Here is a 21,120-nt window from a genome sequence, read left to right on the forward strand (position 1 = left end):
ACATAGAATATCGAACCCGTCTTGCCGTCGCTCTCCGCTCGAACCGTTCCGCCATGCGCTTGTATGATTTCTCTGCAAATCGCAAGCCCGAGCCCGCTGCCCGCGATTCCTTTTTCCAAGCCCGGTCGATCATACTTGTAATTGCGATCGAAAATTTGCTCGAGCTGATCCGGAGGAATACCCGAGCCGGAATCTTGTACGCTAATGATCGCATAGCAGGGATCGTTCACGTCGTTCACTTCTAGCGCGATACGCACCAGCCCGCCTCTCGAGGTGAACTTCATCGCGTTCGATACCAGATTAAACAACGCCTGTTCTAATCTTTGCGCATCCACCTCGACGATAGGCAAGTGAAGTCGCTGATCTTCCGTATCTCCGGTATCCAGCATAAAATCCAGCCCTGCGTCACGTACGACCAGCTCATATTGTTCGAAAAAACCACGCAAGAAGCGAATTACGGGAACCGGCTCCATTCGGTACGAGACTTGTCCCGTCTCCAAATGCGACAGGAAGGACAACTCCTCAATCATGCGGTTGATCCGTATCGTGTTATCGCGGATATATTTCAGGTACTGTTCATCACGTTCCGGCTTGACCCTGTCCTGAACGGCTTCTACATAGCCAAGCATACTGGACAGCGGCATGCGCAGATCATGCGTAATATAGGCAAGGAGCTTCTTCCGCCCTTGCTCGGAATGAAGCAACCGGTCATACGATGCGCGTAGATCGTCGTGGGCTGCGGACAAGGCCTGCGTGCGTTCCTGCACGGTCCGTTCCAAATTCGCATTCATTTCGGTCAGCTTATTGTTGGCGTCAAGGAGCTCGCGGGCAATTCGCTCCTCGTTCGATGCCGCCCTCGTAAATCTGGAAGAGAGCAGCATCATCTGGGCGATCGTAAATACCAACAATCCAAGCGGAGATGTATTTCCGATCAGCGACCATCCGTTGTAATATAAAAAATCGTCGATCACCGTAACTAAAGTAACTACCGACACGACAAGGAAGGTTAACGCACCAACCTGACGCCCCACGGCCGCCTGGACCAGCCCGACCATCAGGTACACCATGTGCAGAACGACGATCACGCCGATTATCGGCAGCAATTGCGAATAGATGAGCGCAGGGGTCGCCGCCACAACTAGACAGAGCGCGGCGGTCGCGATCCGGGAGCCCAGACGAAACCATCGCGACACATAATTCGGGAAAATGCAATCAAAATACATGGTGATAATATAACCGCTGACGCAAAGAATCAGATATTCGATCTTGAACTGCAATTCCCACGGAAAACGGGGAAACCATTGCGTAAGCATCAGCTCCCCGACCAGCAAGGATCGGATGCCGAACAATAGGCTGAACAGACCGAAATACAACGGCGCCCTGTCCTTGCGTCGCTGCACGAACAACAGCAGATTATACAAGCCGATCACCAGCAAGCTTGCCGTTATAAACGTCCCTGAGGCAACGCTCAGATTTTTCTTCGCCGTTAATGCATCGCTGGCACCCAGCTCTATGTATTTGGTAATGCCGCCTCGCTTATGATTGAAGTTCGCCACTTGCATAACCAGTTCTACCGTGCTGTCTGCAGGCTGGAAGAACACCAGCTTCGTTGACAGACGCGGCGTCACGGCTTTCCTGTCCTGACCGACCACGCCGACTTCGGCCAGCCGTTCGCCATTCACCCATAATCGATAGGCATGAAAAATGGTAGGCAGCCGCAGCGCAAGCCGCTCATCCCGATCCCGTTCGCTCAGGCGGATGACCAGTCGGAAGGTAGCAAAGCCTTCTCCTGGGAGCTCCTGGCCATCCAGCGAGTAGCCTAGCCAGGATCGGGGGATGTCGATATATCGATTGACCTTTTCTTCTCCTTGTTCCGTACGGCTCTGTATATCCGCAGGCGACAGCAGCTCTTGCCAGTAAAATGTCCATTCTCCTTTTAACTTGATCGGATTCTCGCCGACATGAACCTGCGTTAAATCCAGGATGCCTGCTTCGCTTTGGAACTTGGGGGTATCCGGCCTGGACACGACTGCATAGCTTGCGACCAAACCAACAACCACGACAATAGCGATATGGAGCAGGATAGAACGAGAACCGAATCGGAGAATACCCCTCATCATGAAGTCGACCCCAATCTGCGAGATGCGTCAAAACAAGTTGATTCCTTCATGATAGCATCACGAATGCAAATCCGTACAAAAAAATAGCGGAGCAGGAATGACATCCCTTGCGCCGCTGTTTTTCTAGGGTAAGCTATACGGTTAGGAAAAGATCGACAACGTCCTGAATATCTTGTTTCGTAGACATCGGCGTTCCAAAAGGATTGTTCCTGGACTCCTGATAGGCCAATCGAAGTTCATCTAAGATAGCGTCCAAATTGGCAGCGTCCACACCGGTGATGCCGGCGCGAGCGAATGCTTCTACGGTAGGGGAAGCTCCTCCGCCGACAGGATTTAAATAGGCGTAGATGGCATCTACCGCCATTTGTTGAATCGTCTCGTCGACAATCGCTTGAATGTCGGCCAATGTTCTCGGAAGCGGCGAATGCGTTGATACAGCAGGAACTAAATAATATTGGACGTTGTACAGGTTCTCAGCGGTAACGCCCGTAATTCCCGCATCTGCAAAGGTCGTTTCATCGACATGGTCCCAATCGCCCGACTCCGATGCTTCATTGATCAAATCTAGCGGCGTTTTGGAAAACGCAGGCGTGATCGTACCCGTGTATGGCATGGTTGCCGTTGCCGGAGGCGTGGCCGAATCCGTCGCGCTGATCGTAAAGTCATATGCACCGCTAATGCTTGGTGTTCCGGCAATTTCTCCCGTGCCTGGATTCAAAGTCAGCCCTGCAGGCAGTCCGCCATTCGTCACTGCATAGGTCACGGCGCCCGTTCCTCCGGACAGCTTGGCTACGCTGCCGGTATAGGATTGACCCTCGGTCAAGGGCGAGATCGCGTCCGGCAAAACGATGGGCAGCGCGACCGTATATTCGAATGTCGCGACCGGGCTATCCGTCGAACCGGGCTTAACGGCGATGGCTTTGATCGTTGTACTGCTCGTAAGGACGATCGGTCCCGTATACGGCGTGCTGGATGCGGTCGGCTCGCTGAGATCCGTCGTATAGTACACCGTCGCAGATACGGTCGCCGAAGTCAAAGTAACTTGCGCTCCCGAAGTCACAACGCCGCCTGCAGGAAGTGCCGCAGGCATCTCAACGGCAGCTTGAACCAGCGGCGGAGCCGGTGTCCAGGACTGCGCTTCCTGTTTTTTCTTTTCTTCTTCCGCTTTCTCCCGTTCCTCTTCCTTCTTCTTCTCTTCTTCCTCTTTCTTTTTTTGTTCGACCTGTGCTATGTATTGCGACTGGGCTTCGTATGCGCTCGTAACAAGCAAATCGCGCGTTGCGTTGGTTTGACCGCCGAACTGTCCATCCGCTCCGTTGTCCAACAATTTCTTTTCCAACGCCAAGGCGACATACCTCTTCGCCCAGTCGGATACAGTAGCATCATTCACGCCCGGCGTTGCCTTGGCTTCCTCGTTCATGTCGAGTCCGCGAACAAGGAAAGTGGCGAGCTGCTCCTTCGTTACCTTACCGGCAGGATCGAAAACCCCCTCGCCATACCCATCCGTAATCCCTGCTTTTTTCACCGCCTCGATGTACGGCAACGCGTATCCATTTGCAGAATCGTCGGCTTTGACGTCTTTGAATGAAGACGTTTTTACGTCCTTATCCACCTCCAGGTCAAAAATCAACGCTGCAACCTTAGAAAATTGCGCCCGGTTCATCTCATCCGCGATACCGAATTTGGTTTCGCTCACGCCGTCGAATATACCGGCAGAGATCAACGCGTCGAACTTGGCTTTCGTCGCAGCATCCAGATCCTTCAAGTCCGAAAAGTCGGATGAAGTTTTCGTAGCGCCTGCGGCAAAGCCGATCGAAAAATGGAAGCACAGCAGCACCGCCATCAACACGCCGACCACTTTTTTCCTCATTGTTTGTCCCCCTGAAATAAAATGTCGATTTTTCTCCTCCCATTTTATCAGGGTGTATTCGTCTATATAGGAAACGTAAAGAAAACTTTAAGATTCGCAACAAGGCGCCTGAAACCATCGGAGGCTTCTTTATATTTCTTTTGCATATTCCGTATTTTCAATTGCCCTCGTAAGACGCGGCAATGGGATGCCTGCCTTTTTTGCTTCTCTCACAACTTCACGTACCGCAAAACCTGCCTTACTATTGTTGTATTCCATAAAAAGCCGCGGCAAGCTGCCCTTTGCAAAAATAACTTTGTTAAAAAGGATGCCGAGAAGTACGGGCGGAATCTTAGTCAACAGCAGCAAAATCATATCACTCTTTGCGCCTCTTGCTTTAAGTACAGGGACCATTTCCCTCATATGCTTACCGACATTTGCAAATGAGTCACGATGGTTCATGATCGCTGGGAAGCTTCCCCGTTTTAGCACCTCGGCCTCCATCGCTGCATTCATGGCAAAGTGATTCCATAGCCAGCTTTGCATATCCTTAATCCAACTAATTTTAAAATGGGCACTTTCAAATAGCCCTTTGACCTTGTTGTTAATAAGCTCGGTGCCTGGCCGTGGTTTTTCTAGAAATACCATTTTCATAAAACCGCCCCTAAGCTTATTGTCCGCGATGCCGCCTCCTGCTCCGGGGAAGCCGAAGACAACATTGTTCATTGGCAATGGCGCGATCGACGACTTCAGATCTTGCCAAATGTTATTGAATAGGAGGATAGGGGTATTTCCTGCAGCAGTGGATAGGAATTGTGCGGCTTGCGGAAGTTGTTCTGTGTTGACGCTCACAATAATGAGATCATAATCGGGAAGAATCTCCTCATGCAGTTTGACGTTCCAGCTTTCTTTGATGAGCTTTTTCCCCTTTCGTGCGTCCCACATTTCAAGCGCTATACGGCTTCCTAAGGTTTCTTTCCTCCCCTTTCTAACATAAAACTCAACGGTATGACCTGCCTGTTCGAAAGCCCATGCATATTGGGTCGATATTAAACCTCTGCCGAAAAATAAAATTTTCATGTCAGACTCCCCCAAAGAGTTGATTATCTGTCATTGATGATCCAACAACGTGTTGTATAATGATATTGTATGGATTCGCCATACAGTCATCAACCATCAGATTTTTAATATCTGTCGGATCATCTATGGAACCGGAAATGGAGGCAAAGCATGAACAAGCAACCTGAGATTACGGACAAAACCAGGCAGGCCTTTATCAATGTGTTCTGTGATTTATATAGCCAAAAGCCAATTGAAAAAATATCGATTCAAGAGATCGCCAACAAGTCAGGCTATAACCGCAGTACATTTTATCAATACTTTACAGATATTTATGAGCTGCTGAACTACGTCGAAGAGAAGGTTTTGAAATCCATTAACGAGGAAATGGCAAGCAGGGAGCTTTCTACGCATACTTTCCAGGATGCGCTTCAATGCTTGGAAAATGCAGAAGAAATTTCTGTTCTCAAAGCCCTCCTGGGCGACTATGGTTCCGTTCATTTTGTTGAACGCCTGAAAAGAGAAATTCCCTTTGAGAAATTGATTGTGAACCTTCCAACAAATGATAGTTTGGCGCCATACCTGATTGAGTTTTATATATCAACATTAATGTCTTTGTTTCGCCTTTGGATTCGCAACGGCAAAGACTTATCGTCGGAAGAATTGGTCAAGCTGATCGATGGCCTATTTGCAAATGGGATAACGCCGTTTCATACTCGACTTCACTGACAGCAGTTGTCAGTGAAGTCGTTTTATTATGAGGATAACCACTCATTACAGATGAAGGGTTGCTGTTACCAAAAGAACTTGATGAGGAGATCTAAAAATGAATCGTGCCGTATATCTTTATGTGTTTGATACCATGTCCGATTGGGAAATCGGTTATTTAACCGCCGAACTGAACACCGGACGATACTTCAGACAGGGGCTGGCTCCGGCAAAAATAGTCACTGTTGGCGTAGAAAAAACGCCAGTAACGACAATGGGCGGATTAAAAATAATGCCCGATATTACAGTGGATGAGTGCAGCATGAATAGTTTAGATGCACTGATTTTACCTGGTGGAAATACATGGGCGGAGGCTGTTCACGCACCCATATTAAAAATGGCCGAGATATGTTTAAAGGAAGGGGTAGCAGTTGGAGCCATTTGCGGTGCTACCTTTGGACTTGCTCAAGCAGGATTGTTAGATTCACGTTGGCACACAAGCAATGACTTGTCCTACCTTAAAATGATTTGCCCTTCTTACACGGGCGAAGCCTATTACAAAGCGGAATCTGCTGTCACCGATGGGAGCTTGATCACTGCATCCGGAGTAGCTCCAATAGAATTTACTGTTCATGTTTTAAAAGTGTTAGATGTATTTTCTCCCGAAACATTAGACGCTTGGTATCATCTTAACAAAACGCATGAACCTAAATACTTTTACGAGCTCATGAATTCGATTCAATGACAGTATAGGGATATACCAGCTCAGGTGAAATTACAGCCTGGGCTTTTAAGCGGTACGAGGCCGAAGACGGATGAGGTCGACCTGAATTCGCCAGTCCGATATTGTCGGCTTCCCGAGACATAGTGTAAAGTAAATGGCTAAGCGGGATGTCCGAGGGGAGGGACGGCTTATCCTGATTCGATTCGGGGATATGCCCTTGAAGCAGAAGCTGTTTCTGTGCATCGCCTTGCTGATCGTCGTGCCGCTGCTGCTCGCGGGTTTTTACTTGAACCACCAGTTCTCGCGGGCTACGCTCAGCAAATCGAGCGATATCGCGCTGCAGACGCTGAAGCAGACGAGACAGAACTTCGACTCCCTCATCTCGGACACGAACGATCTCACGCTGCGGATGATGGCGAACGCGCAAATCCAGAAGTTTTTGAAGGAAGAGTACAACAAGGAGTTGGATTACGACCAGATCTACCGGGATTTGATTGCATGGCTGGACGATTTGAAGGGCTCCAAAGCCTATTACGATACGATTAGTATGATCGCCGGCGACCGGATCGTGTTCCAGATGGGTACGCTCGACGCGGTCGTCGACGCCGGGCAAGCGCGAAGAGCCTCGGAGCTGATGGGCAAGCTGTATTGGACCTCCGATGACAAGCGGCTGTATGCGTATCGAAGGATCATGGACTTCAATAAATACGGCAGAGACCTGGGCGTCGTCAAGCTGAATGTTTCCGAAGAAGCCGTGCATCGTTTCTACGAAGGCATCCATTCGTATGAGAGCTCGCGGATCGACTTGCTCGACGCCTCCGGCAAGGTGTTGTCTTCGACAGATCGAAGCGCAATCGGCAATACGTATGCCTATTACGATGCGATCATGCCGGGGATCACCGGCAGCGGCAACGAGGGCTTCTTCGGGAAGAAGCTCGGCGGCGAGAAAAACATCGTCTTGTATTATCGGATCGCAGGCCCGGACTGGGTGCTCGTCCAGACGATTCCGGAGCGCTCGTTCACGTTGTTGAAGACGACGCTTAACACCGTACTCCTGATCGCGATCGGATTATGCGTGCTGTTCGGGTTCCTGTTCTCGCTCGTGCAGCACCGCTATTGGATTAAGCCGCTGGGCAGACTCCGCGCGGAGATGGCCAAGCTGCGCACGGGCAACTTCAACATCGCCCTCGAAGGCGCGTCCAAGGACGAGATCGGGGAGATCCACCTGGGCTTCATCCGGATGGCCGGGCAGCTCAAGCAGACGATCGACGACGTCTACGTCAGCCGCATCAGGCGCAGAGAAGCGGAGCTGACGGCCCTGCAGGCGCAGATCAATCCGCATTTTCTGTACAACACGCTCGATTCGATTCATTGGCTGGCCCTGAAGCACAGGAATTACGACGTAAGCGAGCAGATCGAAGCGCTGTCCGAAATTTTTAAGCATGTATTAAGCAAAGGACAGCCGATCGTGACGATCGGCCACGAGCTGGAATTTCTGGAAAACTACATGTTCATCCAGCAAGCGAAATACGGCCAACGAATCAAGCTGCGGGTCGAGGTCGATCCGGAGCTGCTCGCGCACCAGGTGCCGAAGCTGATCCTGCAGCCGCTCGTTGAGAACGCTATCCTTCACGGGTTGGAAGAGAAGCTGGAGGGCGGAACGATCGAGGTTCGCATCGAAAGGTCTGGCGGCAAAATCCGGCTGGCCGTATCGGACGACGGCCTCGGCGCGGATCAGGAGCGCATCGCCAGGATGTTATCCGATGATGGCGAGCGTCAGGACGGCTTCGCGCTGAGGAACATCGACGAGCGGATCAAGCTGCAGTACGGGCGGGAGTTCGGCTTGACCTTCCGCAGCAAGATTAACGAGGGGACGGTCGTCGAACTGTTCGTCCCCGCTGCCGAGAACGCGAACGAGGAGTTGGCGCGATGAAGCTGTTGATCGCCGACGATGACAGGCAAATTCGTGAGGGCATCAAGGAGGGGATCGATTGGGCTTCCCTGGGGATCGAAGAGGTTCTGACTGCGTCGAGCGGAACCGAGGCATTCGAGCTGTTCTCCGCGGCGCTGCCCGAGCTGGTCGTGATGGAGGATGATATGCCGGGCATGGACGGCTTGGAGCTGCTGAGGCGGATTAAGGACGCCCGGCCCGCGACGAAGGTGATCATTCTTAGCGGCTACAACGATTTTAAATATCTCAAGAAGGCGATCCAATGGGATGCGGCCGATTACGAGATGAAGCCGATTCGCGCCCGGAGCTTGATCCGGCTCATCAAGAAGGTTAGCGAGGAGATCGTCCGGGAACGGGTGTCGGAAGAGACGTTCCGCAAGTATCTGGCGTCCCACAAGGAGCTCTTCGTCGAGGACCTCGCGAACGGGCGAATCGGCGACCGTCTTATTTTGCTGGATGGATTGATGCAATATTATCGCTTCGACGCGAAAGGGACGCTGCTTCTCGTTCGAATCGAGCGCGATAGAAGCGGGGCGGAGGCGGAGGCGGCCGAAGCCCGCTCGTCCAACGAGGCGATGCTGCTTAGCGCGGGAGAAGGGCGGGAGTCGGAAGCCGGCGAACTATGGCTGGAGACGAAGGATGGCGCCTTGATCGGTCTGATTAAGCTGGAGACGGCTTCGTACCTGTATGCCCGGCATGCCGCAGTCTCGTTGAAGAACCGGTTAACGGATCGCATTCGCGAGGCGTATGCGGCCGGCGGATGCTCGTGGTCGGCGGGAATCAGCGGGCCGGGCAGCGCCGCTGAATTCAACGGCCTGCTCATGCAGGCGAAGGAAGCGCTCGATCGGAGACTGTATGCCGGCAAAGGCGCGGTCCATGCGTTCGGCGATGCGGATCGGCTGCGGGACGACACGATCCGCGGTGTTGCCGATGACGAGGATTTCAAAGCGCTTATCCGCGAAGCGGGAGCGGCGCGTCTGGCCGAGCGAATCGACGCCGAGTTCGCCAGGCTGCGCGAGGAGAAGGCTTATAGCGAGAAAAGCGTGGCGGCCTATTGCAAAACCCTGATTCGCTTGCTCGTCCTCGTACGGGAATCGTCCGCCGAGCTTGCCGAATTCGTACGGGTTCGATCCGAGCAGCTGGACAGCCTTCCCTTCAACGAGCTCGGGGAATACGCGGATTTTGTCCGAACGGCCTACGATGAAGTATTCGGGCCTTACGGGCACGCGGGAGCCGCTCGCCTGAGCGCGCTCATGCAGCTGGCGGACGCTTTTATCCGGCAGCATTATACGCAGGAGTTGACGGTCGAGCGGGTCGCGGAATACGTGGGCAAGACGCCAAACTATTTTAGCCACCTGTTCAAGAAGGAGATGGGCGTTCCGTTTCGGGAATACGTCAACCGGCTAAGGATCGCCAAGGCAAAGGAATTGATCGAACGGACGACGGACCGCATCTACGAGATCGGCGAGCGGGTCGGATTTTCGGATTACGCCTATTTCACGCAAGTGTTCCGCAAGCTGGAGGGCTGTCCGCCGACGGCGTTCAGGAAGAACCGGCTCTAACCGGTACTAAGCGGCCGCAAGCGTAAAATCGAAGATTATCAAACGTTTTCGTAGTTTTTTAAAATAGTGGCGGCCATAAGCGAACCGTATAATGGGATCTAACGACGCGCGCTCGTTAAGTTACCCGGAATACGGTTTTTTCTTTTCCCGTTCGGCAAATAGAGGAGGTCTTGGCATGTTGAAAAGAGGGAAGGCGGCAAAGCTTCTGACGGTACTGCTTGGCACGACATTGGCGATCGCGGCTTGCGGCAAGTCCGAGGAGGGAGCTTACGCGCCCGCTTCGGCGTCCGCCGGCGCTTCGGCGACGGCTTCTGCACCCGGCGGCAAGTCCGGAGAGAAGCTGAAGCTGACGCTCATGATCGCTCCCGTGGACGATCCGAGCAGCAAGATCGAAGAGCAAATGGTCGCCGAGCATTTCAAGGATAAATATGACATCACGTTCAAGGCATGGGATTCGAACGCCGAGAAAACGTTGAAGACGACGATCGCTGCGAGCGAGCCGATCGACGTCGCGATGTACTGGCCGGGCGCGATGGAGACGTTCGTCGATTCCGATATGGCGCTGGACCTGACCCCCTATCTGGAGGCGGACGACGGGGCATGGAAAAAGACGTTCGTCGGAAATGCGCTTGCGGCGGGAACATACGACGGCAAAGTGTATGCGGTTCCATACGCGGCGGTGTATCCGTTGCTCGAGGTGAATAAGGATATTACGGACAAAGCCGGCGTCGTTTTCCCCGATGGACCGCTCAGTTGGGACGACTTCATGAAGGCGCTTGCGACGATTAAAGAAAAGACGGGAATCATGCCTCTCGGCTTATATAAGGATTGGGGAGCCTGGGTGCCTCGCAACAATCTGATCACGGTGTGGCCGGACGAGCAAACCCGGAGCGACTTCGCAGCCGGCAAAATCCCGTTCACCGATCCGCTCGCGGTCAAAGCGTTCGATGCTTCCAAGGAGCTGTACGACAAGTTCGTATATCCGGGCAAGGGCGCGCTGTCCACGACGCTGGAGCAGGTGAACGTCGCGTTCAAGGCGGGCAAGATCGCGATCAAGGCGGACGTCAACATTCTCGCCGCGCAGTCGGTCAAGGAATCGGGATTGCCCAACGTCCAGATCGTCAGCTGGCCGATCATGGGACTGAACCATGTCCTGGGAGGCTCGAACGGCTACATGATCCCGGCCAACGTGCCCCATCCGGAAGCATCCGTAGAGATTATCAAATACTTGACCAGCGCCGAGGTGCTTCAGAAACGGGTCGATGCGGGCGCGCCGGTCACCGTAAGCGGGGTTAAATCCGACGACCCCAACTTCGCGTTGTACGCGAAGGATATCGCGAACATCCAATCCGAGGAAGTCATGCATTTGTCGACGAAGATCACCGACATTCTCAATGCGAAGATGCCGGCGAGCTATATCTTCAACGGGAAATCCTCGCTGGAGGAATTGGAGAAGCTGAGGCTGGAAGCGATCAAATAAGGGGCGAAATACGGCGGAGCGGGCAACCCGGGACCCGTTCGTCTCAGGCTGCCCGCTTCGCTCGACAGGAGGTCCGACGCATTGAAATTCGGCAAACAGAGTTCGGCTTTAACGCTCAAAACGAGACTGCTCGGAACGTCGTTCCTGATCCCCGCTTTACTGTTCATCGGGGCGACGATGGTCGTTCCGATCGGATGGAACGCGGTTCTCTCCTTCGCGACCTGGAACGGCATGGGGGCGATGAAGGCGGCCGGATGGAGCAACTACACGGCTTTTTTCCAAGACACGGTGACGCTCAAAGGATTCTACTACTCGATCTTCATCGCTGTCGTGTCCTCCGCGATCGCAGTGCTGTCGGGGCTGCTGCTCGCGCTCTTGATTCACCGGACCGGGCGAAGGGAGGGGGCGTTCTACCGGTTCGTGTTTTTCGCGCCGGCCATGATGCCGCTTGTCGTCATCGGCTTGTTGTTCACGTTTGTCCTGAGTCCCGATACGGGACTGCTCAACCACGTGCTGCGGGCGATGGGCCTTCAAAGCCTGGAGCATGCGTGGCTCGCGGAACCGGGAATTGTCCTGTGGACGATCGCCGTCATCGGCGGCTGGCGGTTCTCGGGATTCGTGATGATGCTCGCCTACACCGCGATCGTCGCTCTGCCCGGCTCGCTGTTCGAAGCTGCAAAGCTGGAGGGGCTCGGATACGTCCGGCAAGCCCGCCTCATCATCCTCCCCCTCATCATGCCGACGATTCGATTGGTCACGATGCTGATGCTGATTCTTTCCTTCAAGACGTACGACATCGTATGGGCGATGACCCGGGGCGGGCCGGGCGATTTCTCGCGGACGGTGCCCGTCAGAATGCTCGACGTCGCTTTTCGGTACAATGAATTCGGTTATTCCGCCGCCATCTCCGTCATGCTGACGATCGTCGTGTCGGTGATCATCGCCTTGTCCAGGAAGCTGACGAAAGGGAATGTGTATGAATACTAGAATGCCGCTGGGCGGGTATGCGATGAGGGCGATTCTCGTCTGCCTGACGGTCGTCAATCTGTATCCGCTATTGTTTACGCTCTTAACTTCGCTCAAGACGTCGGACGAATTTTTCTCGGACATCTGGGCGCTTCCGCGCTCTTTCTTCATCGACAATTACACGCAAGCTTTCGAGGTCGGCCGGCTGGGCGAATATTTCTACAATAGCGTCGTGATCGCCCTGGTTACGCTGTTCATGGTAACGGTCGTAGCCGCTTTTGCCGCCTATGCGCTCGCCCGGCTTCAGGTTCCGTTCGCCGGGGCGATCGTCGGCTTGCTCTTGATCATTCAAATATTGCCGACGGAATCGATGGTGCTCCCGCTCTATATGATGATGTCCAAGCTTAAGCTGCTCGGGGTCACGTACGTTCCCGTCACTTTCGCTTACGTCGGGTGGCTGCTTCCCGGTACGATCGTCATCCTGCGCAACTTTTTTCTCTCGATTCCTTCGGAATTGCTGGAGTCCGCGAGAATGGACGGCAGCGGGGAGATGAGCACGATGTTCCGGATCGTCTTCCCGCTGACGGGAGGAGCGATCGCGACCTGCACCGTGCTAAACTTCTGCTTCGTCTGGGGGGAGCTGCTATGGGCGCAGATCTCGACATTGACGACGGAGAAAGGACTGCCGCTTACCGTCGGATTGATCAATTTCCAGGGCCAATACGCGACGGATTGGGGCTTGATGACGGCGGCGATCTGCATGATCCTCGTTCCGCTGTTCCTGCTCTTCGTATTCCTTCAAAAATACTTCGTGCAAGGTTTGACTTCCGGCGCGGTTAAAGGATGACGATCTTGGAAAGGGAGGCGGCAAACGGATGTTTGCAGAGACGATGCCGCTGCAGGTCGGAAGCGGGAATGCCCGTCTGCAGAAATACGTATTGCACGATTCCCGGGAGTATCGGACCGGCCGGCTGCGGCCGGCCGTCGTCGTCTGTCCAGGCGGGGGGTACCTGAGCACCTCGGACCGGGAAGCGGAGCCGGTCGCGCTGCGGTTCGCGGCGCACGGGTATCATGCCTTCGTACTGAGATACACGACCTGGTTCGGCGAACACGTACACGACTTGAACGAGCGTCCGCCGGGCAACGATAATGCAGCCTTCCCGCAGCCGATGCTGGAATTGGCCGAAGCGATGGCGACGGTGCGGAGGAACGCAGCGGAATGGCGCGTGGATCCGGGGCGGATCGCCGTCGTCGGCTTCTCCGCGGGCGGACATCTTGCCGCAAGTCTGGGCGCGCATTGGTCGGGCGACATGCTGCGGGAGCGGTTTGGGGCGGAGGCGAGCCTCTTGCGTCCGGACGCGCTCGTGCTCGGGTACCCGCTCGTCGACCATACGCTCGCGCTCGAGCGGGAGGAGCAGGAGGCGTACAAGAAGCTCGTCTACCGGGCGCACTTCGGACGACCGGATCCTTCCATTGATGAAATGGAGGCGAACAGTCCGCTGCGATACGTGAACGACGGTACGCCGCCGACTTTTCTATGGCATACGGCGGCCGACGAGCTCGTCAGCGCCCGCAATTCGCTGCTGTGGGCGATGGCGCTCGGGGATCGGGGCATACCGTACGAGCTTCACGTGTTCGAAAGCGGCGTTCATGGACTGTCGCTGGCCGATGACACGTCGGCGGCGGACGATACGCATATTGAAGCAGGCTGCCAAAAGTGGTTCGAATTGGCCCTGACATGGCTAAGGAGCAGGTGACGGGTGATGGCATTCGAAGCATGGGAGACTTGGGAAACGCCGGAGGAAGGCGGCTTCGACGCAGGCAAGCTTAGCCTTGTCGAGGAGCTGTTCGAACGGCGAATCCGTGAGAAGAAGCTGGCGGGAGCGAGCTTCTTCGTATCGCGGGGCGGCAAGATCGCGCTATGCTCGGCCTTGGGCGATGCGGATAAGGAAGAGGGGCGGAAGCTTCGGAAGGACGCGGTATTCCGGCTCGCTTCGATGACGAAGCCGATCGTGGCGGTCGCCGTCATGACCTTGGTCGAGCAGGGGAAGATCGGGTTGACGGATTCGATCGGGACGTTCATACCGGAATTCGGCGGGGAGGGTTATGTTGCGGTTCCGGACGTTCAAACGTCCGTTGCTGCTTATGAACCGGACCCGGAGGCTCCGGCCGGAGCGATGCCGACAATCGGGCTCTCTTATGCGCTGGAGCCTGCGATCCGTCCGATCAAGGTGCGGGATCTGCTCACCCATAGCTGCGGCTTGGGGCAAGGCCCGGTCGGCTTCAGCGAGCTGCGGATGCCCGGCGAAGGCGCGACATTGGCCGGACATATCCCTTCTTGGGCGAGCGTGCCGCTCGATTTTCAGCCGGGCGCGTTGACGGGGTACAGTCCGATCGCGGCGTTCGATCTGTTGGGAAGGATCGTCGAGGTCGCTTCGGGACAGCCGCTTGATCTTTATTTGCGGCGGGCGATATTCGAGCCGCTCGGCATGCGCGATACGACGTTCGTTCTGTCGGCGGAGCAGCGACGCCGGATTGTAGCTATGTATGAGAGCGTCGACCAAGAGCTAAGACGAACGGAACAACAATACCCATTCTTCCATCCGACCTACTATTCCGGGGCCGGCGGCCTGTTCGGAACGTTGGAGGATTACTGCCGCTTCGCCGGGATGCTGGCCGGCGGAGGGGCGTTCGCAGGGACGCGGATCCTCGGTGCGGACACGGTGAGGGAGATGGCTTCGCCGCAGCTTCCGGACGCGATGGAGGGCTTCCCCAAGTGGCAGACGTGGGGACTCGGCATACGCGTCATCACGGACGGGGAGTCCGCGGGGACGCCGCTGACGACGGGCAGCTACGGCTGGAGCGGCGCGTGGGGGACGCATTTCTGGATTGATCCGGGCAAGGACCTCTTCGCCGTGCTCATGACCAACCTGGCCAACGCTGGCGGCTCCGAGGCCGAAGCCTCCCGCGAGTTCGAGATCGCGGTGACGGGAGCCATGTTATAGCGGGCGGCTAAGAAGCTGAAATAGCCAAACGGGATGAAGCAGAGGCATTCGCTGCTTCATCCCGTTTGCGTTTTACTTGTGCGACTGCGAGCCCAGCGTCAAACCGATCTCCCGCGTTGCAGCGTCCCAGGAGACGTCAAAGCCGAGCGCTTCGCCCAGGAAGCGGAACGGCAGCATGGTGCGTCCGTTCGAGAGGTAAGGAGCGCCGAGCAACTGCTTTTCCTCGCCGTTTACGACAGCTGTCTTTTCGCCGATGATCAGTTTCATCGATACATGGGCGGTGTCTACCCGCACGGTGTGCGTGGCCGCGTCCCAGCGAATGTCTCCGCCGACAGCCTCCGTCAGGAAACGAACCGGCAGGTAGGCGCTGCCATCGATCAAGGCGGGCGCCGTGCCGTAGCCGGGATCGATCTCGAACGCCTCGCCGTTCAGCTTAAATTCGCGCTCCCCGATTCGAAGGGTAAGGCGGCTTTCTTCGGCAAACGGGTTGATCACCTTTTTGTCGCTGTACATCACCATATAATCGATAATGATTTTGGCGGCTTCAGGCCGCATATCCATCTCGAGGTCCGGATCGAAGGCCACGTCTGCGACCGTTTTCCACACTTGCGGCCAGCCGGCGTCCTTCATCTCCTCCTGCGCTTGGACGATGGCATGAATCAACGCAGCGGTGAAGCTGTCCGGCAGCAGACGGCGTGCTTCCTCCAGCCACAACTCCGCCTTGCGCGTATCGAGATAATCGTCCATTGCCAGCAAGTAGCCGATGACAAAGCGCTCATCGCCGCGCAGCTCGGACCGCTTGAGCGTTGCAAGCGACTGGCCGTACGCATGCTGCGCATAGGCTTCCGCGCGCTGGGTCGGCTCGGTCTCCCAGCCTATGGCATTGATGACGGCGGCGCGCAGGGCGAGCGGCGAAGATTCATCGGCCAGGTAGGCCGCGAGTTCGGCAGTCATGCCGTCCGCTTGGAGGGCTTTCTGGACGATCGGTTCGTCCTTATACGCTTCATAAAAATCGGTGGAGGTGACTGGAGAATCGGCATGTGCGGCTGGAATCGGCGTTAGCGCAAACAGCATCGCTATCAAAGCGCATAATAGGATGAACGGATTTTTCTTCATATAATAGCGATCCCTTCCCTCATCTTTTTTATGAATTAGCCGAAAGCGCGTATCTCGAAACGGACGACGACATTCAGGGGGATTGGCGGCCGTTGGGTGTATGTACGGATCGCGGTAATCTCTCCGCCCTAGCGGACATAGACGTAGACGGGCGTCCGGTACAGATCGGCGCAGACGACCGTCCGCACCGGCGTCCAGCCCGGCAGCGCGAAGCAGACGCTGATGACGCAGGCGCCGGGCGCCAGATGCCGCCGGAGCAGCGGCGCAAGGCGATTCATCGCGCCGGGATAGAGGTAGCAGATCACCGCGTCGGTGTCCTCGTAAGGGTACGCGAACAAGTCGCCGCGCATGAATCGCATTCCTGGCCGTCCCCTCGCCAGCAGCCGCGACACCGCAAGCGGCAGCGGCGAGTTTTCGATGCCGATCAGCCGCCAACCGGGACAGTGCCGCGCCGTATGCAGCGCCAGGCTGCCCCAGCCGGAGCCGGCCTCTACCGCCGTGCCGCGCGGGCCCAGACGCAGCAGCTCCGCCGCTACCGCACGGCGGACGGGGGCGGACGCCGGCATCGGCGAGATGCCGTTGCGCCAGCTGTGCCAGACGATGGACAACACGGCCAGCAGCACCGCTCCCGCCGAGATCATGCCGAACCACCAGCCGGCCGTATACGCTGCCACGGCCACGTCAGCGCGCCTCTGCCGCGAGCTGGCTGGAGGGCGGGGCCGGTTCGATCGCCGGCTCGTCCTGGTCAAACCTCCTGAGCGTATCGCTCATTTCCGCTAACCGCCCCTTCGAAGTAAACATGGATTTCCGTCCAGTGAGAGGCTTGCGCTCTCAATCTCTCCATAGCATAAGTAGCCTCTAAGGGGGCTGTCAACGTTTTGGGGCTTTGCTTGAATCGCTGCAGTATACGCTCAACCTAGCAGCCTACGATTCATTTCACCACATCAGATATGAAAGTGCAATCAATGGCATTATATTGATATTTAATCCTTTTCGAGGACTTTTATAATGAAATTGTTGCAGCAATGCCAGCTCTACGAGCTCTATGATATTGCATGCGGGAGGATGAGCGATGAGAAGAGGATTGCCGGGAATGAAGCGCGTTCCGCTCGTCAGCTTTCTGTTAAGTCTGCTGATGGCAACACAAGTCTTCGCAGCGGGTTCCGAGGTCGCAGGCGGGTCCGGGGGGACAGCGTCCCCGTCCGTTCGGAGCGTTGCAGTCGGTTCCGCTTATGGCGGGCATTGGGCGGCCAAGCCGTTGGACAGATGGTCCAAGGCGGGGTACTTCAGCATGTTGGCGAATCCGGTGACGGACCCGAACAAGCCCATCACAAGGGCGGAATGGGCTGCGCTCATCGGCGAATTGTTCGGATACAAGGCAACCGATACGGCGAGCTTCAAGGACGTGGCCGAAGACGATTGGTACTACGGATCCGTCATGCTGGCCTCGTCGGCCCACATTCTCAACGGCTCCGGCGATTATTTTCGACCCAACGAGCCGGTCAATCGGGAAGAGGCGGCCGTATCGATTCTGAGAGCGCTGGGTCTGGCGGACGATGCTTCCGATCAGGCGCAGTCCTACGGGGATTATGGCGAGATGTCGAGCTGGAGCAGGAATGCCATCGGCGTGGGCAGGGAGAAGGGTCTCCTGAACGGCACGGCCGGCGGCGATTTTCAGCCGCGGCGCGCCATGAGTATGGCGGAGGCGGTCACGCTGCTGGACCGCATCGCAACGGTGATCGTGAGTGAACCCGTCGAAGGCGGCAAAGGGTACACGCTGACCTACTCGCAGGACGTGGCAGGAAATTTGTTCGTCAATGCCTCTCGTGTCAAGCTGAGCCATATGAAGGTCAAGGGCGATTTGTACATAGCTCAAAGCGGCCCTGATGCGGAAATCCGGCTGGATGACGCGCAGGTGTCGGGCCGCATTTACGTGACCGGCGCGGACCATGTGGCGGTGGACGGGAATGTAACCGAGAAGCAGATGTCCATCTCCCAGGCAGCCGGCCAGGTTTCGGTTGAGGCGCCCGATCCGTCGGTATATACGGCGCAATCTCCCTCTAGCGTCAGATTCGTTCTGACGGAGGGCGGATCGCAGACGGCCGGGCCGACGGCGACGCCGGTGACGGTGTATACGCCGCCGGCGCAGACACCGACGCCAGCGCCGACCGAGTCGCCAACGCCAACACCTACACCAACGCCGACTGAGTCGCCGACGCCAACACCGACACCAACGGGGTCGCCGACGCCGACGCCGGACAACAATGACGAACCCATTCTGATTCACGTGACGAACCGAATGCTGGACGGAGAAGATTACGCCGTCGACAAGATCAAGCTGTTCGACGAGTACGAGCAGGTGTTGGCGGCGCCTCCGAATTCGGCCGATCCCTATATGCCGCCGATCGATAGCACGGCATCTTCGAACGCGAATACATGGCGAACCGCTGGGGCCAGTCAGTGGATCGATGCGTCCGTAACGAACCTGAACCTGAATTTGCTGCGCGACTACAAGCTGACTGAGATCGACCTGTATGACGGCGAGAAATACGCGCCGTCGACGTATACGGCGGACGGCAGCAGTCCCTATGAAGTCATGGGCGGCACGATGGAAGTATACGCCGGAGACCGGAAGCTCATTTCCTATCCGCTCACCAACGAAGGCAAATGGGTGAAGTTCGATCTGGGCGAAGAAGGGGTCACGGCGAGTTCGCTGAGGTTCCGCAAGATTCCGATCGACGAGAAATATTCTTGGTCGGGCGGCGGCAGCGATATTTATTCCAAGCAGTTTACGTGCGACGTGAATATTGTCGAAGCTGCGCTGTACGGCGTTCCACTCGGCGAGGAGCCGCCGGAGGAAGAGGAGTGGCAGCTAAGTCCGCAGGAAGGCGTAACGCCTTTCGATCCGTCGAATATCACGTTCGGCAAGTTTGTCGGAACGAACAGCTTTTTCAACATGCCGCAGGACGTGAATCAAGCGATCGGCTTCATCCGGGAGTATCATACGTGGAACTGGACCGAATGGTCGGCCAACGGAGAGACGGCGGACGGGCAGCTCAACGACTCGGCCACGACGCAAAATCCCGAAGCGAAATTCAACAACACCTGGGGCGCCTTCGACAGCTTCTATCAAGCGCTGAAGGACCGGGGCGTCGGCGTCGCGATCACCTTCCAGGGCGGCGTGGCGAATTCGGGCAGAAGCAATCCGCGGCCGAACTGGCAAGGAGATCAGGACCCGAAGAAGGCCGGCTCCTACCTGGCGCACGGCAGAAGCTTTTTCCAGCACGCCGCGCGATACGGGAGCAACACGAATCTCGATCCCGACCTCGTCAAGGTTGCGCCCGGAACGGAGAAGAAGATCGGCATGGATCTGGTCGAGTACTACGAGAACTGGAACGAGGAAGATCTGCCGGGTCACTTCACCGGCGCACAATTCGCGGCGATGACCAGCGCCGACTACGACGGTCATATGGGGACGATGGGACCGGACGTTGGCATCAAGCAGGCCGACCCCAACGCGAAGCTCGTGCTGGGCGGATTGGCGGGTATTTTCTATAACGACGAGTCGGCCGGGCAAGGGCAATCGACGCGCCAATTTTTCGAAGATATGATGAAGTGGTTCGACCAGAACCGGACGGAGGACCAGTGGAAAGCGGCGCATAACGGCTCTCTGGAGGGCTATGTCCGTTATCCGTTCGACGTCATCAACGGTCATTATTACGCCGGCGAAGGCGTGAAGCATCCGAACGCCGAAAATCAACTGACGGGCATGTCTCCCGAAGAAGATCATATCTATGAGAGAATGTCCAACTTCGTGAAGCTGCGCGACGACTATTTGGCCGACAAGGAAATCTGGCTGTCCGAGTTCGGATGGGATGTCGCGCAGGGGACGCAGTCCAGCGCAACGATCGAATACGAGAAGAACGGCGTAACCTACAATCCGGGCATCAATACGGGACTTGATGCGGAAGAGGTGCAGGCACGCTGGATCGTCCGCGAGTATCTGATGCTGGCCGCGGCCGGCATCGACCGCGTGCAGCAGTACATGATGCCCGATGCGGGCTCGTACGACACCCGCAACGGCCGGTTCAATTCGAGCGGCATGATCGCGACCGACTACGACGATAACCAACAGATATCGACGCGGAAACGGCCGTCGTGGTATTATGTCGGCACGATGAAGCAATATCTGGATACGACCCGCTTCGATTCGATCGTCGAGAAGGGCGGGGCCAGCGGGCTGGAAGGCCCATGGGTGCTTAAATTCAAGGAGACCGCGAGCGACGACGGCGTATACGCCTTGTGGCTGCCAACCTCGCACGGCGACGAGGGCGGCGCCAATAAGCAGGATTATACGCTGAGTCTTCCGGAAGGGACGGCGCATGCCTCTCTCGTGACGCTTGAGGATAAGGTGCTAGGGGGCAATCAAACGCCGCTTGCCGTCACGGACGGCAAAGTGACGGTTTCTGTCTCCGAGAAGCCGATCTTCGTCCGTATGACCCCGAACAACAACGAGTAGAACCGTGCTTTGCATCGAGGAACAACCGACGTCTCGCAAGAGTCGTCGGTTGTTTGCTATA

The 21,120-nt window shown here is 56.2% G+C and carries 15 protein-coding genes; 10 read left to right on the forward strand and 5 right to left on the reverse strand.

Going from position 1 to position 21,120, the window contains the following annotated elements:
- From KVT38_RS09745 to KVT38_RS09755, 3 genes are all read right to left on the reverse strand, one after another.
- The coding region (locus KVT38_RS09745) for a sensor histidine kinase (protein WP_254639113.1) at window positions 1–2,120 on the reverse strand (2,120 nt) is incomplete at its 3' end.
- Between the two features lie 133 nt (window positions 2,121–2,253).
- Window positions 2,254–3,990 (reverse strand): chitobiase/beta-hexosaminidase C-terminal domain-containing protein, encoded by a 1,737-nt coding sequence (locus tag KVT38_RS09750; protein ID WP_217593515.1) that lies wholly within the window; start codon window positions 3,988–3,990, stop codon window positions 2,254–2,256.
- A 129-nt stretch (window positions 3,991–4,119) separates the two neighbouring features.
- Window positions 4,120–5,049 carry a ketopantoate reductase family protein gene (locus tag KVT38_RS09755; protein ID WP_217593516.1) on the reverse strand — a complete coding sequence of 310 codons (930 nt, stop codon included), beginning with the start codon at window positions 5,047–5,049 and terminating at the stop codon, window positions 4,120–4,122.
- A gap of 150 nt (window positions 5,050–5,199) precedes the next feature.
- Here KVT38_RS09755 and KVT38_RS09760 point away from each other — a divergent pair, with 150 nt between their 5' ends.
- The 9 genes from KVT38_RS09760 to KVT38_RS09800 all read left to right on the forward strand — a co-directional run bounded on the left by KVT38_RS09760 (window position 5,200) and on the right by KVT38_RS09800 (window position 15,424).
- Window positions 5,200–5,757 carry a TetR/AcrR family transcriptional regulator gene (locus tag KVT38_RS09760; RefSeq protein ID WP_217593517.1) on the forward strand — a complete coding sequence of 186 codons (558 nt, stop codon included), beginning with the start codon at window positions 5,200–5,202 and terminating at the stop codon, window positions 5,755–5,757.
- Between the two features lie 97 nt (window positions 5,758–5,854).
- Complete coding sequence (locus KVT38_RS09765) at window positions 5,855–6,481, forward strand: type 1 glutamine amidotransferase family protein (RefSeq protein WP_217593518.1); 627 nt, start codon at window positions 5,855–5,857, stop codon at window positions 6,479–6,481.
- 196 nt (window positions 6,482–6,677) lie between these two features.
- Window positions 6,678–8,393, forward strand: coding sequence for a sensor histidine kinase (locus KVT38_RS09770; protein WP_217593519.1), 1,716 nt, complete (start codon window positions 6,678–6,680; stop codon window positions 8,391–8,393).
- Window positions 8,390–9,973 carry a response regulator transcription factor gene (locus KVT38_RS09775; protein ID WP_217593520.1) on the forward strand — a complete coding sequence of 528 codons (1,584 nt, stop codon included), beginning with the start codon at window positions 8,390–8,392 and terminating at the stop codon, window positions 9,971–9,973. The genes KVT38_RS09770 and KVT38_RS09775 overlap by 4 nt, the downstream gene beginning before the upstream one ends.
- Before the next feature lie 175 nt (window positions 9,974–10,148).
- A complete protein-coding gene (locus tag KVT38_RS09780; RefSeq protein WP_217593521.1) occupies window positions 10,149–11,453 on the forward strand; it encodes an ABC transporter substrate-binding protein in 1,305 nt (434 codons plus the stop codon).
- Window positions 11,454–11,534: 81 nt separating this feature from the next.
- Window positions 11,535–12,440: a carbohydrate ABC transporter permease gene (locus KVT38_RS09785; RefSeq protein ID WP_217593522.1), complete on the forward strand. Its 906-nt coding sequence runs from the start codon at window positions 11,535–11,537 to the stop codon at window positions 12,438–12,440.
- Window positions 12,430–13,266, forward strand: coding sequence for a carbohydrate ABC transporter permease (locus tag KVT38_RS09790; protein ID WP_217593523.1), 837 nt, complete (start codon window positions 12,430–12,432; stop codon window positions 13,264–13,266). The genes KVT38_RS09785 and KVT38_RS09790 overlap by 11 nt, the downstream gene beginning before the upstream one ends.
- A 28-nt stretch (window positions 13,267–13,294) precedes the next feature.
- Window positions 13,295–14,176, forward strand: coding sequence for an alpha/beta hydrolase (locus KVT38_RS09795; RefSeq protein WP_217593524.1), 882 nt, complete (start codon window positions 13,295–13,297; stop codon window positions 14,174–14,176).
- Window positions 14,177–14,182: 6 nt separating this feature from the next.
- Window positions 14,183–15,424 (forward strand): serine hydrolase domain-containing protein, encoded by a 1,242-nt coding sequence (locus tag KVT38_RS09800; protein ID WP_254639118.1) that lies wholly within the window; start codon window positions 14,183–14,185, stop codon window positions 15,422–15,424.
- Window positions 15,425–15,496: 72 nt separating this feature from the next.
- Here the strand turns inward: KVT38_RS09800 and KVT38_RS09805 are convergent, their stop codons facing one another.
- Entirely contained in the window at window positions 15,497–16,540 is a 1,044-nt protein-coding gene (locus KVT38_RS09805; protein ID WP_217593526.1) for a copper amine oxidase N-terminal domain-containing protein, read from the reverse strand.
- 128 nt (window positions 16,541–16,668) lie between these two features.
- Window positions 16,669–17,220 (reverse strand): SAM-dependent methyltransferase, encoded by a 552-nt coding sequence (locus KVT38_RS09810; RefSeq protein ID WP_368859076.1) that lies wholly within the window; start codon window positions 17,218–17,220, stop codon window positions 16,669–16,671.
- 392 nt (window positions 17,221–17,612) lie between these two features.
- On the opposite strand from KVT38_RS09810, the gene KVT38_RS09815 reads away from it, so the two are divergent.
- Window positions 17,613–21,059 carry an S-layer homology domain-containing protein gene (locus KVT38_RS09815; RefSeq protein ID WP_217593527.1) on the forward strand — a complete coding sequence of 1,149 codons (3,447 nt, stop codon included), beginning with the start codon at window positions 17,613–17,615 and terminating at the stop codon, window positions 21,057–21,059.
- The last annotated feature ends 61 nt before the right edge of the window (window positions 21,060–21,120 follow it).

The organism is Cohnella sp. GbtcB17, assembly GCF_019091135.1.
Taxonomy (GTDB): Bacteria; Bacillota; Bacilli; order Paenibacillales; family Paenibacillaceae; genus Cohnella.

Excerpts from the sequence above, each read along its gene's own strand:
- KVT38_RS09750 (WP_217593515.1), bottom strand. The coding sequence starts at position 3,990 with ATGAGGAAAAAAGTGGTCGGCGTGTTGATGGCGGTGCTGCTGTGCTTC.
- KVT38_RS09755 (WP_217593516.1), bottom strand. The coding sequence starts at position 5,049 with ATGAAAATTTTATTTTTCGGCAGAGGTTTAATATCGACCCAATATGCA.
- KVT38_RS09760 (WP_217593517.1), top strand. The coding sequence starts at position 5,200 with ATGAACAAGCAACCTGAGATTACGGACAAAACCAGGCAGGCCTTTATC.
- KVT38_RS09765 (WP_217593518.1), top strand. The coding sequence starts at position 5,855 with ATGAATCGTGCCGTATATCTTTATGTGTTTGATACCATGTCCGATTGG.
- KVT38_RS09775 (WP_217593520.1), top strand. The coding sequence starts at position 8,390 with ATGAAGCTGTTGATCGCCGACGATGACAGGCAAATTCGTGAGGGCATC.
- KVT38_RS09780 (WP_217593521.1), top strand. The coding sequence starts at position 10,149 with ATGTTGAAAAGAGGGAAGGCGGCAAAGCTTCTGACGGTACTGCTTGGC.
- KVT38_RS09790 (WP_217593523.1), top strand. The coding sequence starts at position 12,430 with ATGAATACTAGAATGCCGCTGGGCGGGTATGCGATGAGGGCGATTCTC.
- KVT38_RS09795 (WP_217593524.1), top strand. The coding sequence starts at position 13,295 with ATGTTTGCAGAGACGATGCCGCTGCAGGTCGGAAGCGGGAATGCCCGT.
- KVT38_RS09800 (WP_254639118.1), top strand. The coding sequence starts at position 14,183 with ATGGCATTCGAAGCATGGGAGACTTGGGAAACGCCGGAGGAAGGCGGC.
- KVT38_RS09805 (WP_217593526.1), bottom strand. The coding sequence starts at position 16,540 with ATGAAGAAAAATCCGTTCATCCTATTATGCGCTTTGATAGCGATGCTG.
- KVT38_RS09815 (WP_217593527.1), top strand. The coding sequence starts at position 17,613 with ATGAGAAGAGGATTGCCGGGAATGAAGCGCGTTCCGCTCGTCAGCTTT.